The sequence below is a fragment of the Ruegeria sp. BJ5 genome, from assembly GCF_056537865.1.
Window position 1 is genome coordinate 982,268 of record NZ_JBQFSH010000001.1, and the last position, 16,452, is coordinate 998,719.

The 16,452-nt window shown below is 61.3% G+C and carries 18 protein-coding genes; 11 read left to right on the top strand and 7 right to left on the bottom strand.

Annotated elements, in window-relative coordinates; genetic code table 11:
* Positions 1-292: 292 nt before the first annotated feature.
* Positions 293-1,246, bottom strand: coding sequence for a cation diffusion facilitator family transporter (locus ACR0NY_RS04910; RefSeq protein WP_170368687.1), 954 nt, complete (start codon positions 1,244-1,246; stop codon positions 293-295).
* Between the two features lie 79 nt (positions 1,247-1,325).
* Here ACR0NY_RS04910 and ACR0NY_RS04915 point away from each other — a divergent pair, with 79 nt between their 5' ends.
* Entirely contained in the window at positions 1,326-1,772 is a 447-nt protein-coding gene (locus ACR0NY_RS04915; RefSeq protein ID WP_170368688.1) for a MerR family transcriptional regulator, read from the top strand.
* On the opposite strand, the gene ACR0NY_RS04920 is transcribed toward ACR0NY_RS04915, so the two are convergent.
* Positions 1,753-2,172 (bottom strand): HIT family protein, encoded by a 420-nt coding sequence (locus tag ACR0NY_RS04920; protein WP_093962481.1) that lies wholly within the window; start codon positions 2,170-2,172, stop codon positions 1,753-1,755. The genes ACR0NY_RS04915 and ACR0NY_RS04920 overlap by 20 nt on opposite strands.
* 292 nt (positions 2,173-2,464) lie before the next feature.
* Between ACR0NY_RS04920 and ctaD the strand changes: the two genes are divergently transcribed.
* The 3 genes from ctaD (at position 2,465) to ACR0NY_RS04935 (ending at position 5,413) form a co-directional block, all read left to right on the top strand.
* Positions 2,465-4,123 (top strand): cytochrome c oxidase subunit I, encoded by a 1,659-nt coding sequence (gene ctaD / locus ACR0NY_RS04925; RefSeq protein WP_170337942.1) that lies wholly within the window; start codon positions 2,465-2,467, stop codon positions 4,121-4,123.
* A 155-nt stretch (positions 4,124-4,278) separates the two neighbouring features.
* The gene (locus ACR0NY_RS04930) at positions 4,279-4,878 is read left to right on the top strand and encodes a 2-hydroxychromene-2-carboxylate isomerase (RefSeq protein ID WP_170368689.1); all 600 of its coding nucleotides are present in this window, start codon (positions 4,279-4,281) and stop codon (positions 4,876-4,878) included.
* 43 nt (positions 4,879-4,921) lie between these two features.
* On the top strand, positions 4,922-5,413 hold the full coding sequence (locus tag ACR0NY_RS04935) for a DUF2244 domain-containing protein (RefSeq protein ID WP_170358612.1): 492 nt from the start codon (positions 4,922-4,924) through the stop codon (positions 5,411-5,413).
* Positions 5,414-5,419: 6 nt separating this feature from the next.
* Here the strand turns inward: ACR0NY_RS04935 and ACR0NY_RS04940 are convergent, their stop codons facing one another.
* Positions 5,420-5,905 carry a GatB/YqeY domain-containing protein gene (locus tag ACR0NY_RS04940; RefSeq protein WP_170338416.1) on the bottom strand — a complete coding sequence of 162 codons (486 nt, stop codon included), beginning with the start codon at positions 5,903-5,905 and terminating at the stop codon, positions 5,420-5,422.
* Positions 5,906-6,088: 183 nt separating this feature from the next.
* Here ACR0NY_RS04940 and carA point away from each other — a divergent pair, with 183 nt between their 5' ends.
* The gene (carA, locus tag ACR0NY_RS04945; RefSeq protein WP_170368690.1) at positions 6,089-7,255 is read left to right on the top strand and encodes a glutamine-hydrolyzing carbamoyl-phosphate synthase small subunit; all 1,167 of its coding nucleotides are present in this window, start codon (positions 6,089-6,091) and stop codon (positions 7,253-7,255) included.
* A gap of 89 nt (positions 7,256-7,344) precedes the next feature.
* Positions 7,345-9,264, top strand: a complete 1,920-nt coding sequence (locus ACR0NY_RS04950; protein ID WP_170368691.1) for a glycosyltransferase family 2 protein — start codon at positions 7,345-7,347, stop codon at positions 9,262-9,264.
* Here ACR0NY_RS04950 and ACR0NY_RS04955 read toward each other — a convergent pair.
* Complete coding sequence (locus tag ACR0NY_RS04955; protein WP_093962488.1) at positions 9,221-9,868, bottom strand: GntR family transcriptional regulator; 648 nt, start codon at positions 9,866-9,868, stop codon at positions 9,221-9,223. The two genes, ACR0NY_RS04950 and ACR0NY_RS04955, sit on opposite strands and share 44 nt — an antisense overlap.
* Positions 9,869-9,969: 101 nt before the next feature.
* Here ACR0NY_RS04955 and ACR0NY_RS04960 point away from each other — a divergent pair, with 101 nt between their 5' ends.
* From ACR0NY_RS04960 to ACR0NY_RS04970, 3 genes are all read left to right on the top strand, one after another.
* Positions 9,970-10,614 carry a pyrimidine 5'-nucleotidase gene (locus ACR0NY_RS04960; RefSeq protein ID WP_170368692.1) on the top strand — a complete coding sequence of 215 codons (645 nt, stop codon included), beginning with the start codon at positions 9,970-9,972 and terminating at the stop codon, positions 10,612-10,614.
* 131 nt (positions 10,615-10,745) lie between these two features.
* Positions 10,746-10,994 carry a hypothetical protein gene (locus ACR0NY_RS04965; protein ID WP_170368693.1) on the top strand — a complete coding sequence of 83 codons (249 nt, stop codon included), beginning with the start codon at positions 10,746-10,748 and terminating at the stop codon, positions 10,992-10,994.
* Between the two features lie 74 nt (positions 10,995-11,068).
* Entirely contained in the window at positions 11,069-12,265 is a 1,197-nt protein-coding gene (locus ACR0NY_RS04970; protein WP_170368694.1) for a UbiH/UbiF family hydroxylase, read from the top strand.
* A gap of 13 nt (positions 12,266-12,278) precedes the next feature.
* On the opposite strand, the gene ACR0NY_RS04975 is transcribed toward ACR0NY_RS04970, so the two are convergent.
* Entirely contained in the window at positions 12,279-13,406 is a 1,128-nt protein-coding gene (locus ACR0NY_RS04975) for an aminotransferase class V-fold PLP-dependent enzyme (protein WP_170368695.1), read from the bottom strand.
* A gap of 231 nt (positions 13,407-13,637) precedes the next feature.
* Between ACR0NY_RS04975 and ACR0NY_RS04980 the strand changes: the two genes are divergently transcribed.
* On the top strand, positions 13,638-14,339 hold the full coding sequence (locus ACR0NY_RS04980) for a GntR family transcriptional regulator (RefSeq protein WP_170363152.1): 702 nt from the start codon (positions 13,638-13,640) through the stop codon (positions 14,337-14,339).
* A 3-nt stretch (positions 14,340-14,342) separates the two neighbouring features.
* Here ACR0NY_RS04980 and ACR0NY_RS04985 read toward each other — a convergent pair whose 3' ends face one another.
* Positions 14,343-14,801 carry an Lrp/AsnC family transcriptional regulator gene (locus tag ACR0NY_RS04985; RefSeq protein ID WP_170363151.1) on the bottom strand — a complete coding sequence of 153 codons (459 nt, stop codon included), beginning with the start codon at positions 14,799-14,801 and terminating at the stop codon, positions 14,343-14,345.
* On the bottom strand, positions 14,798-15,253 hold the full coding sequence (locus tag ACR0NY_RS04990) for an Lrp/AsnC family transcriptional regulator (protein WP_170368696.1): 456 nt from the start codon (positions 15,251-15,253) through the stop codon (positions 14,798-14,800). Before ACR0NY_RS04990 ends, ACR0NY_RS04985 begins: the two co-directional genes overlap by 4 nt.
* A gap of 131 nt (positions 15,254-15,384) precedes the next feature.
* Between ACR0NY_RS04990 and ilvC the strand changes: the two genes are divergently transcribed.
* Complete coding sequence (ilvC, locus tag ACR0NY_RS04995; RefSeq protein WP_093962496.1) at positions 15,385-16,407, top strand: ketol-acid reductoisomerase; 1,023 nt, start codon at positions 15,385-15,387, stop codon at positions 16,405-16,407.
* Positions 16,408-16,452: the final 45 nt, after the last annotated feature.

The following is a 16,452-nucleotide window of genomic DNA, read 5'->3' on the forward strand; positions in this document are numbered from 1 at the left end:
TCGAATCGCAGAATCTGACCCTGCGGAACGACAATCCTCGATGCAGGCTTCTTCTGTTTCTCAATACGGTCGCAAATTTCCGAAGATTGCCGCGAATTGCCTTAAAATTTAGGGAATCTCCTTCTTCCTTCCACACAACAGCCGCAGTTTGAGGTATCATGAATATACCGTTCAAGAGTGAGTGGTATGTTAACCGGTGATCGCGGCCAGCCCGCGAAAATCGATCAAGTGTTTGGTTACGAGTCTGCCGTTCCGACCCCATATCGGAACGGCAATTCTCGTTTTTGGGGCCTCAGTTTTCGCCTGATTGGTCCGCGGCATGGCCGAACCGCATGGTCTTTGGGCAGGACCGAGCGGCCATTTCCACCTCAAGCGTCAGGTGGCCGATCCCAAAACTGTCGCGCATTGCCTGTTTCACCAGACCGCGCACCTGTTCAGCCTGCGACCAGGCGCAGTCTTCGACCACCAGATGCGCGGTAAGAGCGGGCTGGTTTTCCTGCATGCTCCACAAGTGGACATGGTGAACCTCGCGCACGCCGTCCGTTGCCTCAATGGCCGAAGCGACCTCCTCGGGGTCCAGATCGGGCGGCGCTCCAAGCATGAGAACACGGATCGTTCCTCCGATTTCGCTTTGGACATGCCAAAGGATGTACAGCGAAATCAGAATGGTGACGGCCGGGTCGACCCAGGTCCAGTTGAACAGGATCACAGCCACCCCGGCCACGATCACTGCAACCGATCCCAGCGCATCAGCAACGTTGTGCAAAAAAGCCGCGCGGATATTCATGCTGGTTTTGGCCATGCTATAGGTCAAAAGCGCGGTGATCAGATCCACCACCAACGCCAGCATGGCTATCCAGACCACAAGCCAGCCGTCAATCGGCTCGGGCTGAAAGAACCGGGCCACCCCTTCGTACATCAGGTACGCGGCGATGACGATCAGTGTGGTATAGTTGACCAGCGCCGCGACCACTTCGGCTCGACCGTATCCGAAGCTCATGCGCGGGTCGGCTGGGCGCCGGGCAATCGTGCGGGCAAGGAACGCGATGATCAGGGCAATCGCGTCGGAAAAATTGTGCAGCGCGTCAGCGATGAGCGCCAGCGACCCCGAAAAGATCCCACCGACCACCTGTGCCAGCGTCAGAAACATGTTGACCGCGATGGCCCATGCCACCCGCGCGTCTCCGGCATCGGCGTCGATTTGGGCGTGGTGTTTGTGTCCGGCGTGGGAATGATCATGCGCCATGATGTCGTGTCCTTGTCTTGGCCATTGTCCATACCTAATTCCTCTAGTGACTAGAGGTTCAAGGGGGGGATTGGAGAAAATGTTCTCGATCGGGGATTTGTCCCGGCGCACAGGCGTCAAAACCGCCACGATCCGGTTTTACGAAGAAAGGGGCCTGCTGCCACCGCCAGAACGGACCGCCGGCAACCAAAGGCGTTATGACCGCGCCGCGCTCGAGCGGCTGCACTTTGTCAAACACACGCGCGATCTTGGACTGCCATTGGCCGATGTCGAGGCCCTGCTGTCATTGGAAGGCGCCCAAGGCGCCGATCTGAACCGGGCGCACGAAATCGCCGAGCGGCAGCTGACGGACCTGCAGGATCGGATTGCAAAGCTGCGCCGGCTCGAGACCGAACTTGCCCGGATCGCAGCCGCCTGCGACGGGCAGCACGACCATGTCTGCTCAGTCTTGCGGGCGTTTGGGGATCACGATGCCTGTTCTGGGGCGCATCAGGCTCCCCCACCCGTCACGCCAGCGCAGCCCTGATGCGCTCGGCGTGTTTGGCGATCTCGTCGAAATCGCCCATTTTGCCGGGCGGGCGCAGAGAGACGCCCTCGTGCCGGGGCAGGACATGGAAATGCAGGTGAAACACCTCCTGCCCTCCGGCTGCCTCGTTGAACTGCTGGATGGTCACCCCTTCGGCGTCAAAGGCGCGCATGACCGCACGCGCCAGTTTCTGAACCGTGGTCATGACTGCGGCCAATTGCTCGGGTGTGGCATCCAGCACGTTGCGGCAAGGCGTCTTCGGGATCACCAGAAGGTGTCCGTCCGCGCGCGGCATGATATCCATGAAAGCCAGCGTGTCCTCATCCTCGTAGACGCGGGTCGAGGGGATCTCGCCCCGCAGGATCTTGGCAAAGATGTTTTCGGGATCATAAGCGGTCATGGTGGGTCTCCGACAAAGGGGCTGCGTGTTGTTCTGCGGCCAAGCCCGCAGCGGGTCAAGGCGTGATTCCGCCCTTGCGAAGCCCCTGTCCTTGCAATTCGCCTGTTCATCCCCAGATACCGGTCATCCAAGGCTGAAATCGCACGGGTGTCCTCCTGCCCCGCGACAATTAATCTTGATCCAGATCAAACTCGGCCATTGAAGGCCGCCCCCTTGCATTCTAAAACCAGCAGGAATCCCGCGCGCCGGAGAGGTCCGGCTGCGCGGTCTATTTGCAACAGGAGGCACCTAAATGGCAGACGCAGCCATTCATGGTCACGATCATGAAGACCAGCGCGGGTTCTTTACCCGGTGGTTCATGTCGACCAACCACAAGGATATCGGGATCCTATACCTGATCTTCTCGGCCTTTGCCGGGTTCATCTCGGTCGCGATGACCATCTACATGCGGCTTGAACTGATGCATCCGGGCGTTCAGTACATGTGCCTGGAAGGCTTCATGGCCGATCCCTGCACGCCCAACGGACACCTGTGGAACGTGATGATCACCTATCACGGTGTTCTGATGATGTTCTTCGTGGTCATCCCCGCGCTGTTCGGCGGATTCGGCAACTATTTCATGCCGTTGCAGATCGGTGCGCCGGACATGGCGTTCCCACGGATGAACAACCTGTCCTTCTGGCTGTATGTCGCCGGCACCTCGCTGGGCATCGCGTCGCTGCTGGCCCCCGGCGGCAACGACCAGGCCGGCTCGGGCGTGGGCTGGGTTCTGTACCCGCCGCTGTCGACGACCGAAGGCGGCATGTCCATGGACCTGGCGATCTTTGCCGTGCACGTATCGGGCGCCTCCTCGATCCTCGGCGCGATCAACATGATCACCACCTTCCTGAACATGCGTGCCCCGGGCATGACCCTGTTCAAGGTGCCGCTGTTCAGCTGGTCGATCTTCGTCACCTCGTGGCTGATTCTGCTGTCGCTGCCGGTTCTGGCGGGCGCGATCACCATGCTGCTGATGGACCGCAACTTCGGCTTCACCTTCTTTGATCCGGCCGGTGGCGGTGACCCGATCCTGTACCAGCACATCCTGTGGTTCTTCGGCCACCCCGAAGTGTACATCGTGATCCTGCCAGGCTTCGGCATCATCAGCCACGTGATCGCCACTTTCTCGCGCAAGCCGATCTTCGGCTATCTGCCGATGGTCTGGGCGATCATCGCAATCGGCGCGCTGGGCTTTGTCGTGTGGGCACACCACATGTACACCGTCGGCATGTCGCTGCGCCAGCAGGCCTACTTCATGCTGGCCACGATGGTCATCGCGGTTCCGACGGGCGTGAAGGTGTTCTCGTGGATCGCCACCATGTGGGGCGGCTCGATCGAGTTCAAGACGCCGATGCTGTTCGCCTTCGGCTTCCTCTTCCTGTTCACCGTCGGCGGTGTGACCGGTGTGGTTCTGTCGCAGGCCGGTATCGACCGGGCCTACCACGACACCTACTATGTCGTCGCGCACTTCCACTACGTGATGAGCCTGGGTGCAGTCTTTGCAATCTTTGCAGGCGTGTACTTCTACTTCTCGAAGATGACGGGCCGTCAGTACTCGGAGTTCTGGGGTAAGGTGCACTTCTGGATGTTCTTCATCGGTGCAAACCTGACCTTCTTCCCGCAGCACTTCCTGGGCCGTCAGGGCATGCCGCGCCGGTATATCGACTATCCCGAAGCCTTCGCTCAATGGAACTTCGTGTCTTCGATCGGTGCGTTCGTCTCGTTCGCTTCGTTCCTGCTGTTCTTCGGGATCGTGTTCTACGCCCTGTTCCGGGGCGCCAAGGAAACACGCCCGAACCCGTGGAACGAATACGCGGATACGCTGGAATGGACCCTGCCCTCGCCGCCGCCCGAGCACACGTTCGAGCAGCTGCCCAAGCAGGAAGACTGGGACAAAGGCCACGCGCACTGATCCCTTCCCGAAAACAGGAAACCCCGCCTTCACGGCGGGGTTTTTCTTTTACTGTTCGCGCTCTATCGGCCATCGCATTCCGCGGGCGGTCGCAATATCGTTGAAAATCGGGTATCCTTGGGGCGCCGCATGTCCGGCCAATCTCCGAGGTCACCATGCCCGATATTGATTTCTGGTACTCCATCGGCAGCACTTACAGTTTCCTGACCATCATGCGTCTGGACGATTGGTGCGCAGAACACCAGGCGCAGGTTAACTGGCGCCCTTTCGACGTGCGCGCGGTCATGTCTGAACAGAAGAACATTCCGTTTGCGGGCAAACCCGTCAAGTCGGCCTACATGTGGCGCGACATCGAACGCCGCGCAGCCAAGTACCATATCCACGCCAAGCTGCCCGCCCCCTATCCGATTTCGAACCTCGAATTGGCCAACCAGGTCGCGCTGCTGGGTTTCCGGGAAGGATGGGGCAAGAGCTTTACCCAAAACCTTTACAGGATCTGGTTTGAGGACGGTATCGAAGCCGGCAGTGAAAACGCCATGTCCGAGGCTCTGTTCCGTTGCCAGCTGGACCCGCTGCCGGTCATGGCCCGCGCGCGCAGTCCCGAAATCGAAACCGCGTTGAAAGCTGAAACCGAAACGGCGGTGGGCCTGGGCGTATTCGGCGCGCCCAGCTTTGTCACGCGGGGCGAAGTGTTCTGGGGCGACGACCGGCTTGAGGATGCGCTGTCCTGGGCGAGGGTCGGACACGTCGTTTGAAATTGGCAATCGACACCGGATCAGCAGGCGCTATTTTTGCAATATGCCCTACCATTGGAACGACAGCTCGAACTCGGAACAGGAATTGCGCCTTTGGCCGCACAATTCCCTGCCACCGCGCGGCGCGATAGCCGTCGTGCTATCGGTTTTCCTGTTTGGACTGATACCCCTGCTGGCAGTTCTGGGATCGGTTCTGCTGTGGGGGCTATTGCCGTTCCTTCTGTTGACGGTGGCGGGCCTATGGCTTGCGATCCAGGCGAACTATCGGTCCCGAAACGTGTTTGAGGTACTGACCCTTACCGGAACCCAAGCACGCCTGATCCATCACAGCGCCCGGACCGGCCAGCAGGAATGGACTTGCAATCGATACTGGGCCCGTCCGGAAATGCACAAGGCCGGCGGACCCGTCCCGAACTATGTGACCCTGTCGGGTGAAGGACGGGTGGTCGAGATTGGCGCGTTCCTCTCAGAGGAGGAACGCATTGCCTTGTATGATGATCTGGTAAAACGGCTGCGCGAACCGGCGCTTGAATAAAGCGCGTCAGCAGTCGCCGTTCGACGCTGCGCACAGGTGGTCTTTGACCAGCGGCCCCACCTTTCCAAAGTCCATCTGGCCTGTGTAGTTGGCCTTGAGCTCGCCCATGACCTTGCCCATGTCCCGGATCGACCCGGCACCGGTCGCCGTGATCGCCGTCTGGATGGCCTTTGCGACCTCATCATCATCCAACTGCTTGGGCAGGAATTCCTCGATGATCTTCACCTCGCGCAGTTCGCGCTCGGCCAGGTCCAAACGACCGCCTTCCTCATAGGCCCGCGCGCTTTCCTTGCGTTGCTTGCTCATTTTCCCAAGAATCTCAAGAACATCCGCGTCATCGCAGCCCTTGGCCTCTTCGTTTCCGGCCGCGCGCAGCGCGATGTCCCGATCCTTGATCGCGGCATTGACCAGCCGCAGCGTCGACAGACGCTCGGCATCCTTGTCCTTCATTGCTTGCTTCAGGGCAGTGGTCACCCGAGTTCGCATATCCATCTGTTCTGTCCATCCCCATGGCAACGGAACCCCGAACATATCTAAACAAAATCCGAGGCACAACAGCAGACAGATAAGGCTAAATCATTGAAAAACAACAATAGCCCAAAATTTGAACAGGGTTGACCCGAGGCACCAACCCCCTTAGTTATGCGCCGATTTACCCGATAGGAGAGTCGCGCCATGGCCCATCAAGCCACGTCCAAGCCCACCGCATGTCTGGCTCTGGCCGACGGAACACTCTTCTTCGGAACCGGGTTCGGCGCCACGGGACAAACCGTGGCCGAGCTGTGTTTCAACACCGCGATGACCGGGTATCAGGAAATCATGACCGACCCGTCCTATGCCGGGCAGATCGTGACTTTCACCTTCCCGCATATCGGCAATGTCGGCGTCAATCCCGACGATGACGAAACCGCCGATCCGGTGGCCGCGGGCATGGTGGTCAAGTGGGACCCGACCGAGCCGTCGAACTGGCGCTCGGCCGAGCGGCTGACCGACTGGCTGGCACGCCGTGGCCGGATTGCCATCGGTGGGGTCGATACCCGCCGGCTGACCCGCGCGATCCGCCAGCAAGGCGCTCCGCATGTCGCGCTGGCCCATGACCCGCAGGGCAACTTCGATATCGAAGCCCTGGTTGCAGCGGCGCGTGGTTTCGCCGGGCTGGAGGGCATGGATCTGGCCAAGGATGTGACCTGTGCCCAAAGCTACCGCTGGGACGAGATGCATTGGGCCTGGCCGGACGGCTACCAGCGTCAGCAAGCACCCGTGCACAAAGTCGTCGCGCTGGACTACGGCGCAAAACGGAACATCCTGCGCTGCCTGGCCTCGGCCGGTTGCGACGTGACGGTCCTGCCCGCAACCGCAACCGCGGCTGAGGTGCTGGCGCACGACCCTGATGGCGTGTTCCTGTCCAACGGCCCGGGAGACCCGGCTGCTACCGGCACTTATGCTGTGCCGATGATCAAGGAAATTCTTGAAACCACGGATCTGCCGATTTTCGGGATCTGCCTTGGTCACCAGATGCTGGCACTGGCGTTGGGCGGCAAGACCATCAAGATGAACCACGGACACCACGGCGCCAACCACCCGGTCAAGGACCTGGAAACCGGCAAGGTCGAAATCACTTCGATGAACCACGGCTTTGCGGTCGACGCCCAATCGTTGCCTGCCGGGGTGGTTGAAACCCACCGGTCGCTCTTCGATGGCTCGAACTGCGGCATCCGCATGTCCGATCGCCCGGTGTATTCGGTTCAGTATCACCCCGAAGCCTCGCCCGGCCCGCAAGACAGCTTTTACCTTTTTGAACGGTTTGCCGCGGCCATGGCCGACCGAAAAGTGCGCGCTTAATCCCGCAGGTTTGCGGACCGCGTCAACGTTAACCCGGAATTAACCTTGATTGAGCAACTCTGACCCGACACTTCGGGCAGGGTTTTCTTATGGTTGAATTGAATTTTCTGGGTCACGGACCCGCGACCCCGGTTTCCGGAATTGGCCCCCGCAAACCTTTGGGCACTTGCCTGATCGACTTGGGGGTGATCACCCCCGCTCAACTGGATCACGCCCTGAAACTACAGGAGCGGCAGAACGCTCCTCTGGGCGAAATTATGGTTGGCGAGCAAATGGCCGCGCGCAGCGATGTGCTGTTGGCGCTGGGTCAACAACATGGGCTGCAGATCGCCGATCTGGAAAGCACGCCGCCACCCGATGACCTTTGCGCGCTGCGCCCAATGCAGTTCTGGCTGACGCACAACGCCATTCCGTGGCTGCGAGTCGGGCCCGTGCTCTTGGTCGCGACAGCCTACCCAGACCGCTTTGATGAAATAAGGTCCGGGTTGGCGGATTGCGCCCAGACAGTCCTTCCGGTGCTAGCCGCACCCGATGACATCGACCAAGCCATTGCCCGACATTACGCAAAACCTTTGGCTGAGGCGGCGGAAACACGGGCGCCGCTATCGCAAAGCTGCCGCTCATGGACTGCGAGTTCACGTCTCCTGCCGACCCTCTTGGCGCTGGCCGCGCTTGTGGGCCTGGGTCTGCAACCGAATGCCGGGCTATCCCTGCTGTTCTGGGCAGCAGTTTCAACGCTGATCCTTTTCCTGATTCTTCGGCTGGCCGGGTTGATATCGTATCTCTTCCCCAAAAAGGCCGAGAAACCAGACGGTCTGCTTGCGCAACACCGCCTGCCCTGCGTGTCCATTCTGGTGCCGCTGCACAAGGAACGGGAAATCGCCGGTGCGCTGATCCAACGGCTGACACGCCTGACCTATCCAAAGGCGCTGTTGGACGTGATCCTGGTCTTGGAAGAGCATGATGACGTCACCCGGTCAGCGCTTGCGCAGACCACCCTGCCCAGCTGGATCCGAACGCTGGAGGTGCCCGATCTTGGCAACCTGACCACCAAACCACGGGCGATGAACTATGCGCTGGATTTCTGCCGAGGAGAGATTTTGGGCGTCTGGGATGCTGAGGATGCGCCTCTGCCAGACCAAATCGAGACCGTGGTGGAGCAATTCGCCCGCGCGCCCGATGATGTGGTCTGCCTGCAGGGTGTCCTGGACTACTACAACCCGCGCACCAACTGGCGCTCGCGTTGCTTCACCATCGAATACAGCGGTTGGTTCCGCGTGATCCTGCCCGGAATCGCACGGTTGGGTCTTGTGGTGCCCCTGGGCGGGACGACGTTCTTCTTCCGCAGGGACAAGCTGTTGGAATTGGGGGGCTGGGACGCTCACAATGTGACCGAGGACGCGGATTTGGGGGTTCGACTCAGCCGCGCGGGCTATCGCACCGAAATCGTAAATACCGCCACGTATGAAGAGGCCAATTTCCGCGCCTGGCCTTGGGTGAAGCAACGCTCGCGCTGGCTCAAAGGGTTCATGGTCACATACCTTGTCCACATGCGCTCGCCCCTGGCATTGATGCGCGATCTGGGGATGTGGCGCTTTCTGGGTGTCCAAGCCTTTTTCCTGGGGACGGTCGGACAATTCCTGCTTGCCCCGGTGCTGTGGGTCTTCTGGCTGACCTTTTTGGGGCTGATGAACCCATTTGAAGCTGTATTGGCGCCGCAGATCTTGAACGCCTGTGTCTACCTATTCCTGACCGCCGAGGCCGCGAACATCCTTGTTGGAGGCTTGGGCGTGGTGGCCGGAGGGCGCCGCTTTCTGTTGCCGTGGGTCCCGACCATGGCACTCTACTACCCCTTGGGTGTGGCAGCAGCATACAAGGCGCTGTGGGAACTGGCGGTCAGACCGTTCTTCTGGGACAAGACCCAGCACGGGCACGCCAGCGAAGAAGCGCAGCCAGATGAGGCAGCTATTTCTCGCGCCGGATTGCATCCTGCTTCAGCCGGGTCATGAACGCGACCGAGATATGTTCCTTCAAGGCCCGGTCGGCGGCTTCTTCGTCATGAGCCGCGATCGCCTCGACGATCCCCTTATGCTCACTCTGAGCGATTTCACCGCGGCCCTGCGCGGCCAATGAAGTCGTTGCCATCAGAGCCATGGTGCGATGGACAAGGTCCAATTGCTGCACAAGGTAGCGGTTGTGCGACGCAAGGTGGATCTGCTCGTGGAACCGTCGGTTGGCCCGGGACAGCGCCACGGGATCATCCACAAGCGCGTCATCGGCTTCGACCATATCCTGCAGGACTTTGATTTCCTCATCCGTGGCATGCCGCGCGGCGAGCCGGGCCGCCAGCCCTTCCAATTCACGTCGAACGACATAGAGCTCGGCCATCTGGTTGTGGTCCAGCGAGGCCACGATCAGCGACCGCCCGTCACGTTCCAGCAGCGACTGCGTCTCGAGCCGCTGCAGCGCCTCACGGATCGGGGTGCGGGACACGCCGAACCGCTCGGCCAGTTCGCTTTCCACCAGCCGGTCGCCGGGTTTGTACACCCCCACGTCGATCGCTTCGAGGATCAGGCTGTAGGCATCGGTCTGGGGCTGTCGGGACTGGTTCATTGGGTCAGGTCTCTCCTCGTTCGGACCTGTCTATCCGGGCCATGGGTCTGCAATCAAGTGCGCCATTGAAAACCGGGTGGCCGCGGCCTAAACCCAAGCGTATGGTCAAGCCTGCATTTTCACATGTCACCCAATGGGTGTTCGATCTGGACAACACCCTCTATCCGCCACAGATGCGCCTGTTCGATCAGATCGAGGTGCTGATGACGGAATACGTGGTCGAAGCCCTGCGCGTCGACCGGGCCGAGGCTGACCGGCTACGCCAGCACTATTGGCGCGAACACGGAACCACGCTTGCCGGGCTGATGGCCGAACATGATCTGGACCCCAAGCCCTATCTGCACGCGGTTCATCAGGTCGACCTGAGCCACATGGAGCCCGACCCTGCGCTGGCCGCGCATATCCGGGCCCTGCCCGGGCGGCGTATCGTCTACACCAACGGCAGCGCGCCCTATGCCGAGCGGGTTCTGGCCTCACGCGGGTTGGATGGGCTGTTCGACGCGATCTATGGGGTCGAACATGCGGGATATCGGCCCAAACCAGACAAGGCCGCGTTTGAAACGGTGTTTGCCCGCGATGGCATCCACCCCGACCGCGCCGCGATGTTCGAGGACGAGCCGCGCAACCTGAAGGCCCCGCATGACATGGGCATGCGTACGGTGCATGTCGCGCCCGATCCGCATGACGCGGATCACATCCACCACCATACCGATGACCTGACAGCCTTTCTGGCCCGTCTGATCTGAACCGGACCTCCGCCGAAAGACTGCGACGAAATGCGCCTGCGTGCAGCCTGAAACTGCGACGATCCGCGCATTCTGCAGCTGCAAAGTCGTTCCTACATCAGGCTCAGCGACGAACAGAACTGGAGACCCCGATGACCGCGATCGAGATGCCCGGCCGCCTGCCCTTCTGGCAGCGCCTGCTTTTTGCAATTCCACTGTTTGGCTGGCTGGCCCGCGATGCGGCCAATGGCAAGCCCGAGGATCTGGGTTATACCGTTGCGGCACTGCTCAGCATGTGGGGCTGTTCCGCCCTGTTGTTCGGCCTGCCGGGCCTGTATCTGCCGGCCTTGGTGATGGTGCCGGTGATGTTCCTGATTCTGGTCCTGATTTCACGCGGCTAGACTACGGGACAGGATGTCACTTGGCGCAGGCCCTAGAACCGCACTAGGGTCCGCAGGCAACGGAGAGTGACGCGATGACCGACAGTTGTGACATCCTGATTTCCGGCGGTGGCATCGCCGGTTTGACTGCGGCGGCCGTATTAGGCGCCGCAGGGTTCGACGTGATCTGCGTGGACCCGACCCCGCCCGTCACCGACCGCGACGCCGACGGGTCCGACCTGCGCACCACCGCGTTTCTGCAACCGGCCCACGGCCAGCTGCAGCACTGCGGGTTGTGGGACCGGCTGGAACCCCACGCCGCGCCGCTGCAGATCATGCGCATCGTGGACGCGGGCGGCGACATCCCTGAACCGCGCGTGGTGCGGGATTTCAACGCCGCCGATATCTCGGATCAACCCTTTGGCTGGAACCTGCCCAACTGGCTGCTGCGGCGCGAGATGGTGGCCCGGCTGCACGAACTGCCGAATGTCGATTTCCGCCCCGGCACCGGCACCGTCAGCCTGTTCACCCGCACCGCCGAGGCGCGTGTGGGCCTGTCCGACGGCACGCGCATCCGCACCAAGCTGGTGATCGCCGCCGACGGCCGCAACTCGCCCATGCGCGAGGCTGCGGGGATCAAGGTCCACACCACGCGATACGGGCAGAAGGCACTGGCCTTTGCGGTGACGCATCCGATCGCCCATGAAAACGTCTCGACCGAGATCCACCGGTCCGGCGGGCCGTTCACTCTGGTCCCCCTGCCCGACTGGGAGGGCCAGCCCTCGTCGGCGATCGTTTGGATGGAGCGCGGCCCGTGCGCGGTCGAACTACTGAACCTGCCCGAGGCCGAATTCGAGGCCGCGATGACCGAGCGGTCCTGCGGCCTGTTCGGGCCGCTGAAACTGGCCTCGCGCCGGACGATCTGGCCGATCATCAGCCAATCGGCCGAGCGCCTGTCGGCGCAGCGCGTGGCCCTGATGGCCGAGGCCGCCCATGTGGTGCCCCCGATCGGCGCGCAGGGGCTGAACATGTCACTGGGGGATCTACGCAGCCTGCTGGACCTGGCCCAAGCCCGGCCCGAGGGTCTGGGAGATGCCCAGATGCTCGAGGCCTATCACATGGCCCGCCACACCGAAATCGAACTGCGCGTCAAAGGGATCGACCTGCTGAACCGTGCCTCGATGGTCGAGGCACGGCCGTTGCGCGATGCGCGCGCTGCGGGGCTGAACGCGCTTTATTCGATGCCGGTGGTGCGCAAGACGCTGATGCAGATGGGCCTCGGCGTGCGCTGAGGCCCGTACCGGCCTACAGCACCTGATCCAGAACCCGCTTCAGCCGGGCCACCGTGCCATCGACATCATACAGCTTGTCCAGCCCGAACAGGCCGAGGCGGAAGGTGCTGAACCCCTCGGGCTCGTCACATTGCAGCGGCACCCCGGCGGCGATCTGCATGCCCAGCGCGGCAAATTTCTTGCCGTTCTGCACCTCGGGATCGTCGGTATAGCTGACCACCACCCCCGGTGCGCCAAAGCCTTCGGCCGCGACCGAAACGACCCCCTTGTCGCGCAGCATCGCCCGCACCGCATTGCCCAGCCGCCATTGCGCATCGCGCAACTTGTCGAACCCATAGTCACGGGTCTCCTGCATCGTATCACGGAACGCCCGCAGCGCATCGGTGGGCATGGTGGCGTGATAGGCATGGCCGCCGCCCTCATAGGCCTGCATGATCTGGCGCCATTTCTTCAGGTCCAGCGCGAAACTGTCCGAGGTGGTCTCGGCCAGCCGCGCTTCGGCGCGGTCGGACAGCATGACCAGACCGGCACTGGGCGAGGCGCTCCAACCTTTTTGCGGGGCCGAGATCAGAACGTCCACGCCGGTGGCCTTCATGTCGATCCAGGCACAGCCCGAGGCGATGCAGTCGAGCACCATTAACGCGCCGACCTCGTGCGCTGCGGCAGCCATCGCGGTGACATAGTCATCCGGCAGAATGACCCCGGCCGAGGTTTCCACATGTGGCGCGAACACCACGCTGGGTCGTTGGCTGCGAATGGTTTCGACCACCTCGTCGATCGGCGCGGGCGCAAAGGGCGACGGGCTGGAGTTCCCTGTTTGACGGGCCTTCAACACGGTGGCCGAGGCCGTCAGCCCTCCGGTTTCGATGATCTGGCTCCAGCGATACGAAAACCAGCCGTTGCGCACCACCAGCACGTCGGCGCCGCGGGCGAACTGGCGGGCCACGGCCTCCATCGCGTAGGTTCCGCCACCCGGCACCACGGCCACGCCGTCCGCGCCATAGACCTCACGCAGCATCCCTGAGATGTCGCGCATCACCTGCTGGAACGCCTGCGACATGTGGTTGAGCGAGCGGTCGGTGAACACGACCGAGAATTCTTCGAGCCCGTCCGGATCGACTGTATTCAACAATGCAGGCATGTTGTCTCCTTTTCTGGGTTGCTCACTTTCTGAAGGCTTTGCATCTGTTGGTAAAGTGCTCATTGACCCTCATGCGCTTCCCTTAAGTCAACGGTCAAAAGCTCGGCTGCACACCCGTCTCAGCAGCCTGATAGGCCGAATTGACGCCAATTAGTGTCACCTCTCTCTTTACACCTTGACGTGTTTCTGAACAGATACGCACATCTTGAGCTTGAAAGGATATTTTAGACCGTGAACGTTCAAAAGCGGATCAGTTTTCAATTCGTTCGGGACGAAGTGAAGCGGCGGATCGAGACACGGGTCTGGCCCCAAGGTTCCTTGCTGCCGACCGAAACCCAGCTTGCCGAAGAGTTCAACTGCGCGCGTGCAACCGTCAACCGTGCGCTGCGCGAACTGGCAGAGCAAGGGTTCGTCGAGCGCAAGCGCAAGAGCGGAACGCGGGTCAAGAAATCACCCAGCAAACAGGCCAAGCTGGAACTGTCGCTGGCCCGTCAGATCGTCGAAGACCAGAACCAGACCTACCGCTATGCCCTGGTCGAGCGCAGCATCGACAAGAGCCCGGGCTGGCTCAGCTCGCAACTGGGTCTGCCGCCGCAATCGCAGATCCTGCATCTGGTGTGCATGCACTATGCCGACAACCGCCCGTTTCAGCACGAAGAACGCTGGATCAACATTTCGGCCGTCCCCGAGGTTGAAGATGCCAATCTGGAAGAAGTCGGGCCGCATGAATGGCTGTTGAATGCGAACCCCTTCATTGACGCCGAGCTTGCACTTTACGCCATTTCCGCCGACAGCCACTTGGCAGATTATATGGGAACGACGACCGGGGCCGCGATGATTCAGCTTGAGCGCACGACATGGAAAGACGGACAGCCGGTTTCGTTTGCCCGCCTGACGCACCATCCAGGCTATTGCATCCGTACCCGCTACTGACCGCTAGCCTATCGGCCCGGGCAGGCGTTCTTCGCTCAGCAATACATTTGCTTCGACGTCCCCGGCCCCCGGCAGGGTCATGATACGACGCCGCAGGACCCGTTCAAAGTCCGCCAGGTCACGCGCGACCACGCGCAGTCGGTAGTCATACAGGCCCAGTACGTGTTCCACGGTTTGGACTTCGGGAATGGCGCTGACGGCGCGTTCGAAATCCTCGAGGCTGACCTGCCCTTTGCGCGCCAGCTTGACGCCCAAGAATACGGTGACGCCGAACCCCAGCGCCTCGGCGTTCAGGCGCAATCTGCGCCCCTTGATGATGCCCGCCTGCTCCAGCCGCCGGATCCGGCGCCAGGTGGCAGGCTGCGACAGACCGAAACGCCGCCCCAGCGCACCTGCGCTCTGTGTGGCGTCCTGCGCCAAGGCGCGCAGCAGTTTGCGGTCCAGTTCATCCAGTTCGATCATACCGGCAGCACCTCGTCCCGTTTGACTCGCGCGATGTGCATCAGGGCCTCGATATCGGCGATATGCGGCAGGGTCAGGATACGATCGCGATAGACCTGCTGATAATGCGCCATGTCCCGTGCGATGACGGACAGGCGGACGTCCACCCTCCCCAGAAAGGTCTGGATCTCGATCACCTCGGGCACCTTGCGGGCGGCTTCGGTGAATTCGTCGAAGGCGCGCGGCTGGGTCTTGTCCAGGGTCACCCGCAGCGACACCTCGACCGCATAGCCCACGGCGGACCAGTCGATCACGGCCTCCTGCCCCTGAATGATCCCGGCGGCCTGCATCTTCTCGATCCGCCGCCAGCATACGCCATTGCTGATCCGGCACCGCTCGGCCAGTTCGGCGGTGCTCAGGCTCGGGTCGGCCTGAAAATGGCGCAGGATGCGGCGGTCGATGTCGTCAAGCATGACTTTTTCAAGTTTTCCTATTTCCAAGAATTATTCTTCGCTTCTGTCGTCAATATCCAATGTCATCGCTCTCGCCAATAGCAATCACCGCAGATAGAAACGCAGCAATCGAAACAGAAAGGACCGGCAAAATGCGCGTCTATTACGATCGCGATTGCGACATCAACCTGATCAAGGACAAGAAAGTGGCCATTCTGGGCTACGGTTCCCAAGGCCACGCCCACGCGCTGAACCTGCGCGACTCAGGCGCCAAGAACCTGGTCGTCGCCCTGCGCGAAGGCTCGCCCTCGGCCAAGAAAGCCGAAGCCGAAGGCCTGCAGGTGATGGGCATTGCCGAGGCCGCAGCCTGGTGCGACGTCATCATGTTCACCATGCCCGACGAGCTTCAGGCCGAGACCTACAAGAAATATGTGCATGACAACATCAAGCCCGGCGCGGCAATCGCCTTTGCCCACGGCCTGAACGTGCATTTCGGCCTGATCGAGCCGAAAGAGGGCGTGGACGTCATCATGATGGCCCCCAAAGGCCCCGGCCACACCGTACGCGGCGAATATGTCAAAGGCGGCGGCGTGCCGTGCCTGGTGGCCGTTCACACCGACGCGACCGGCAAGGCGCTGGAAATCGGCCTGTCCTATTGCTCGGCCATCGGCGGCGGCCGTTCGGGCATCATCGAGACCAACTTCCGCGAGGAATGCGAAACCGACCTGTTTGGTGAGCAGGCCGTTCTGTGCGGCGGTCTGGTCGAACTGATCCGCTGCGGCTTTGAAACCCTGGTCGAGGCCGGCTATGCGCCCGAGATGGCCTATTTCGAGTGTCTGCACGAGGTGAAGCTGATCGTGGACCTGATCTATGAAGGCGGTATCGCCAACATGGACTACTCGATCTCGAACACTGCGGAATACGGTCAATACGTGACCGGCCCGCGCATCCTGCCCTATGAGCAGACCAAGAAGGCGATGAAAGAGGTTCTGAACGACATCCAGCAAGGCAAGTTCGTGCGCGACTTCATGCTGGAAAACCAGGTCGGTCAGCCCACGATCAAGGCTTCGCGCCGGGCCAACGACGAACACCAGATCGAAGAAGTCGGCAAAAAGCTGCGGGGCATGATGCCCTGGATTTCGGCCGGCAAGCTGGTCGATCAGGAAAAGAACTAAGCCCAAACGGCTTGGACCCAAGGGCGGCCCCGGTGGCCGCCCTTT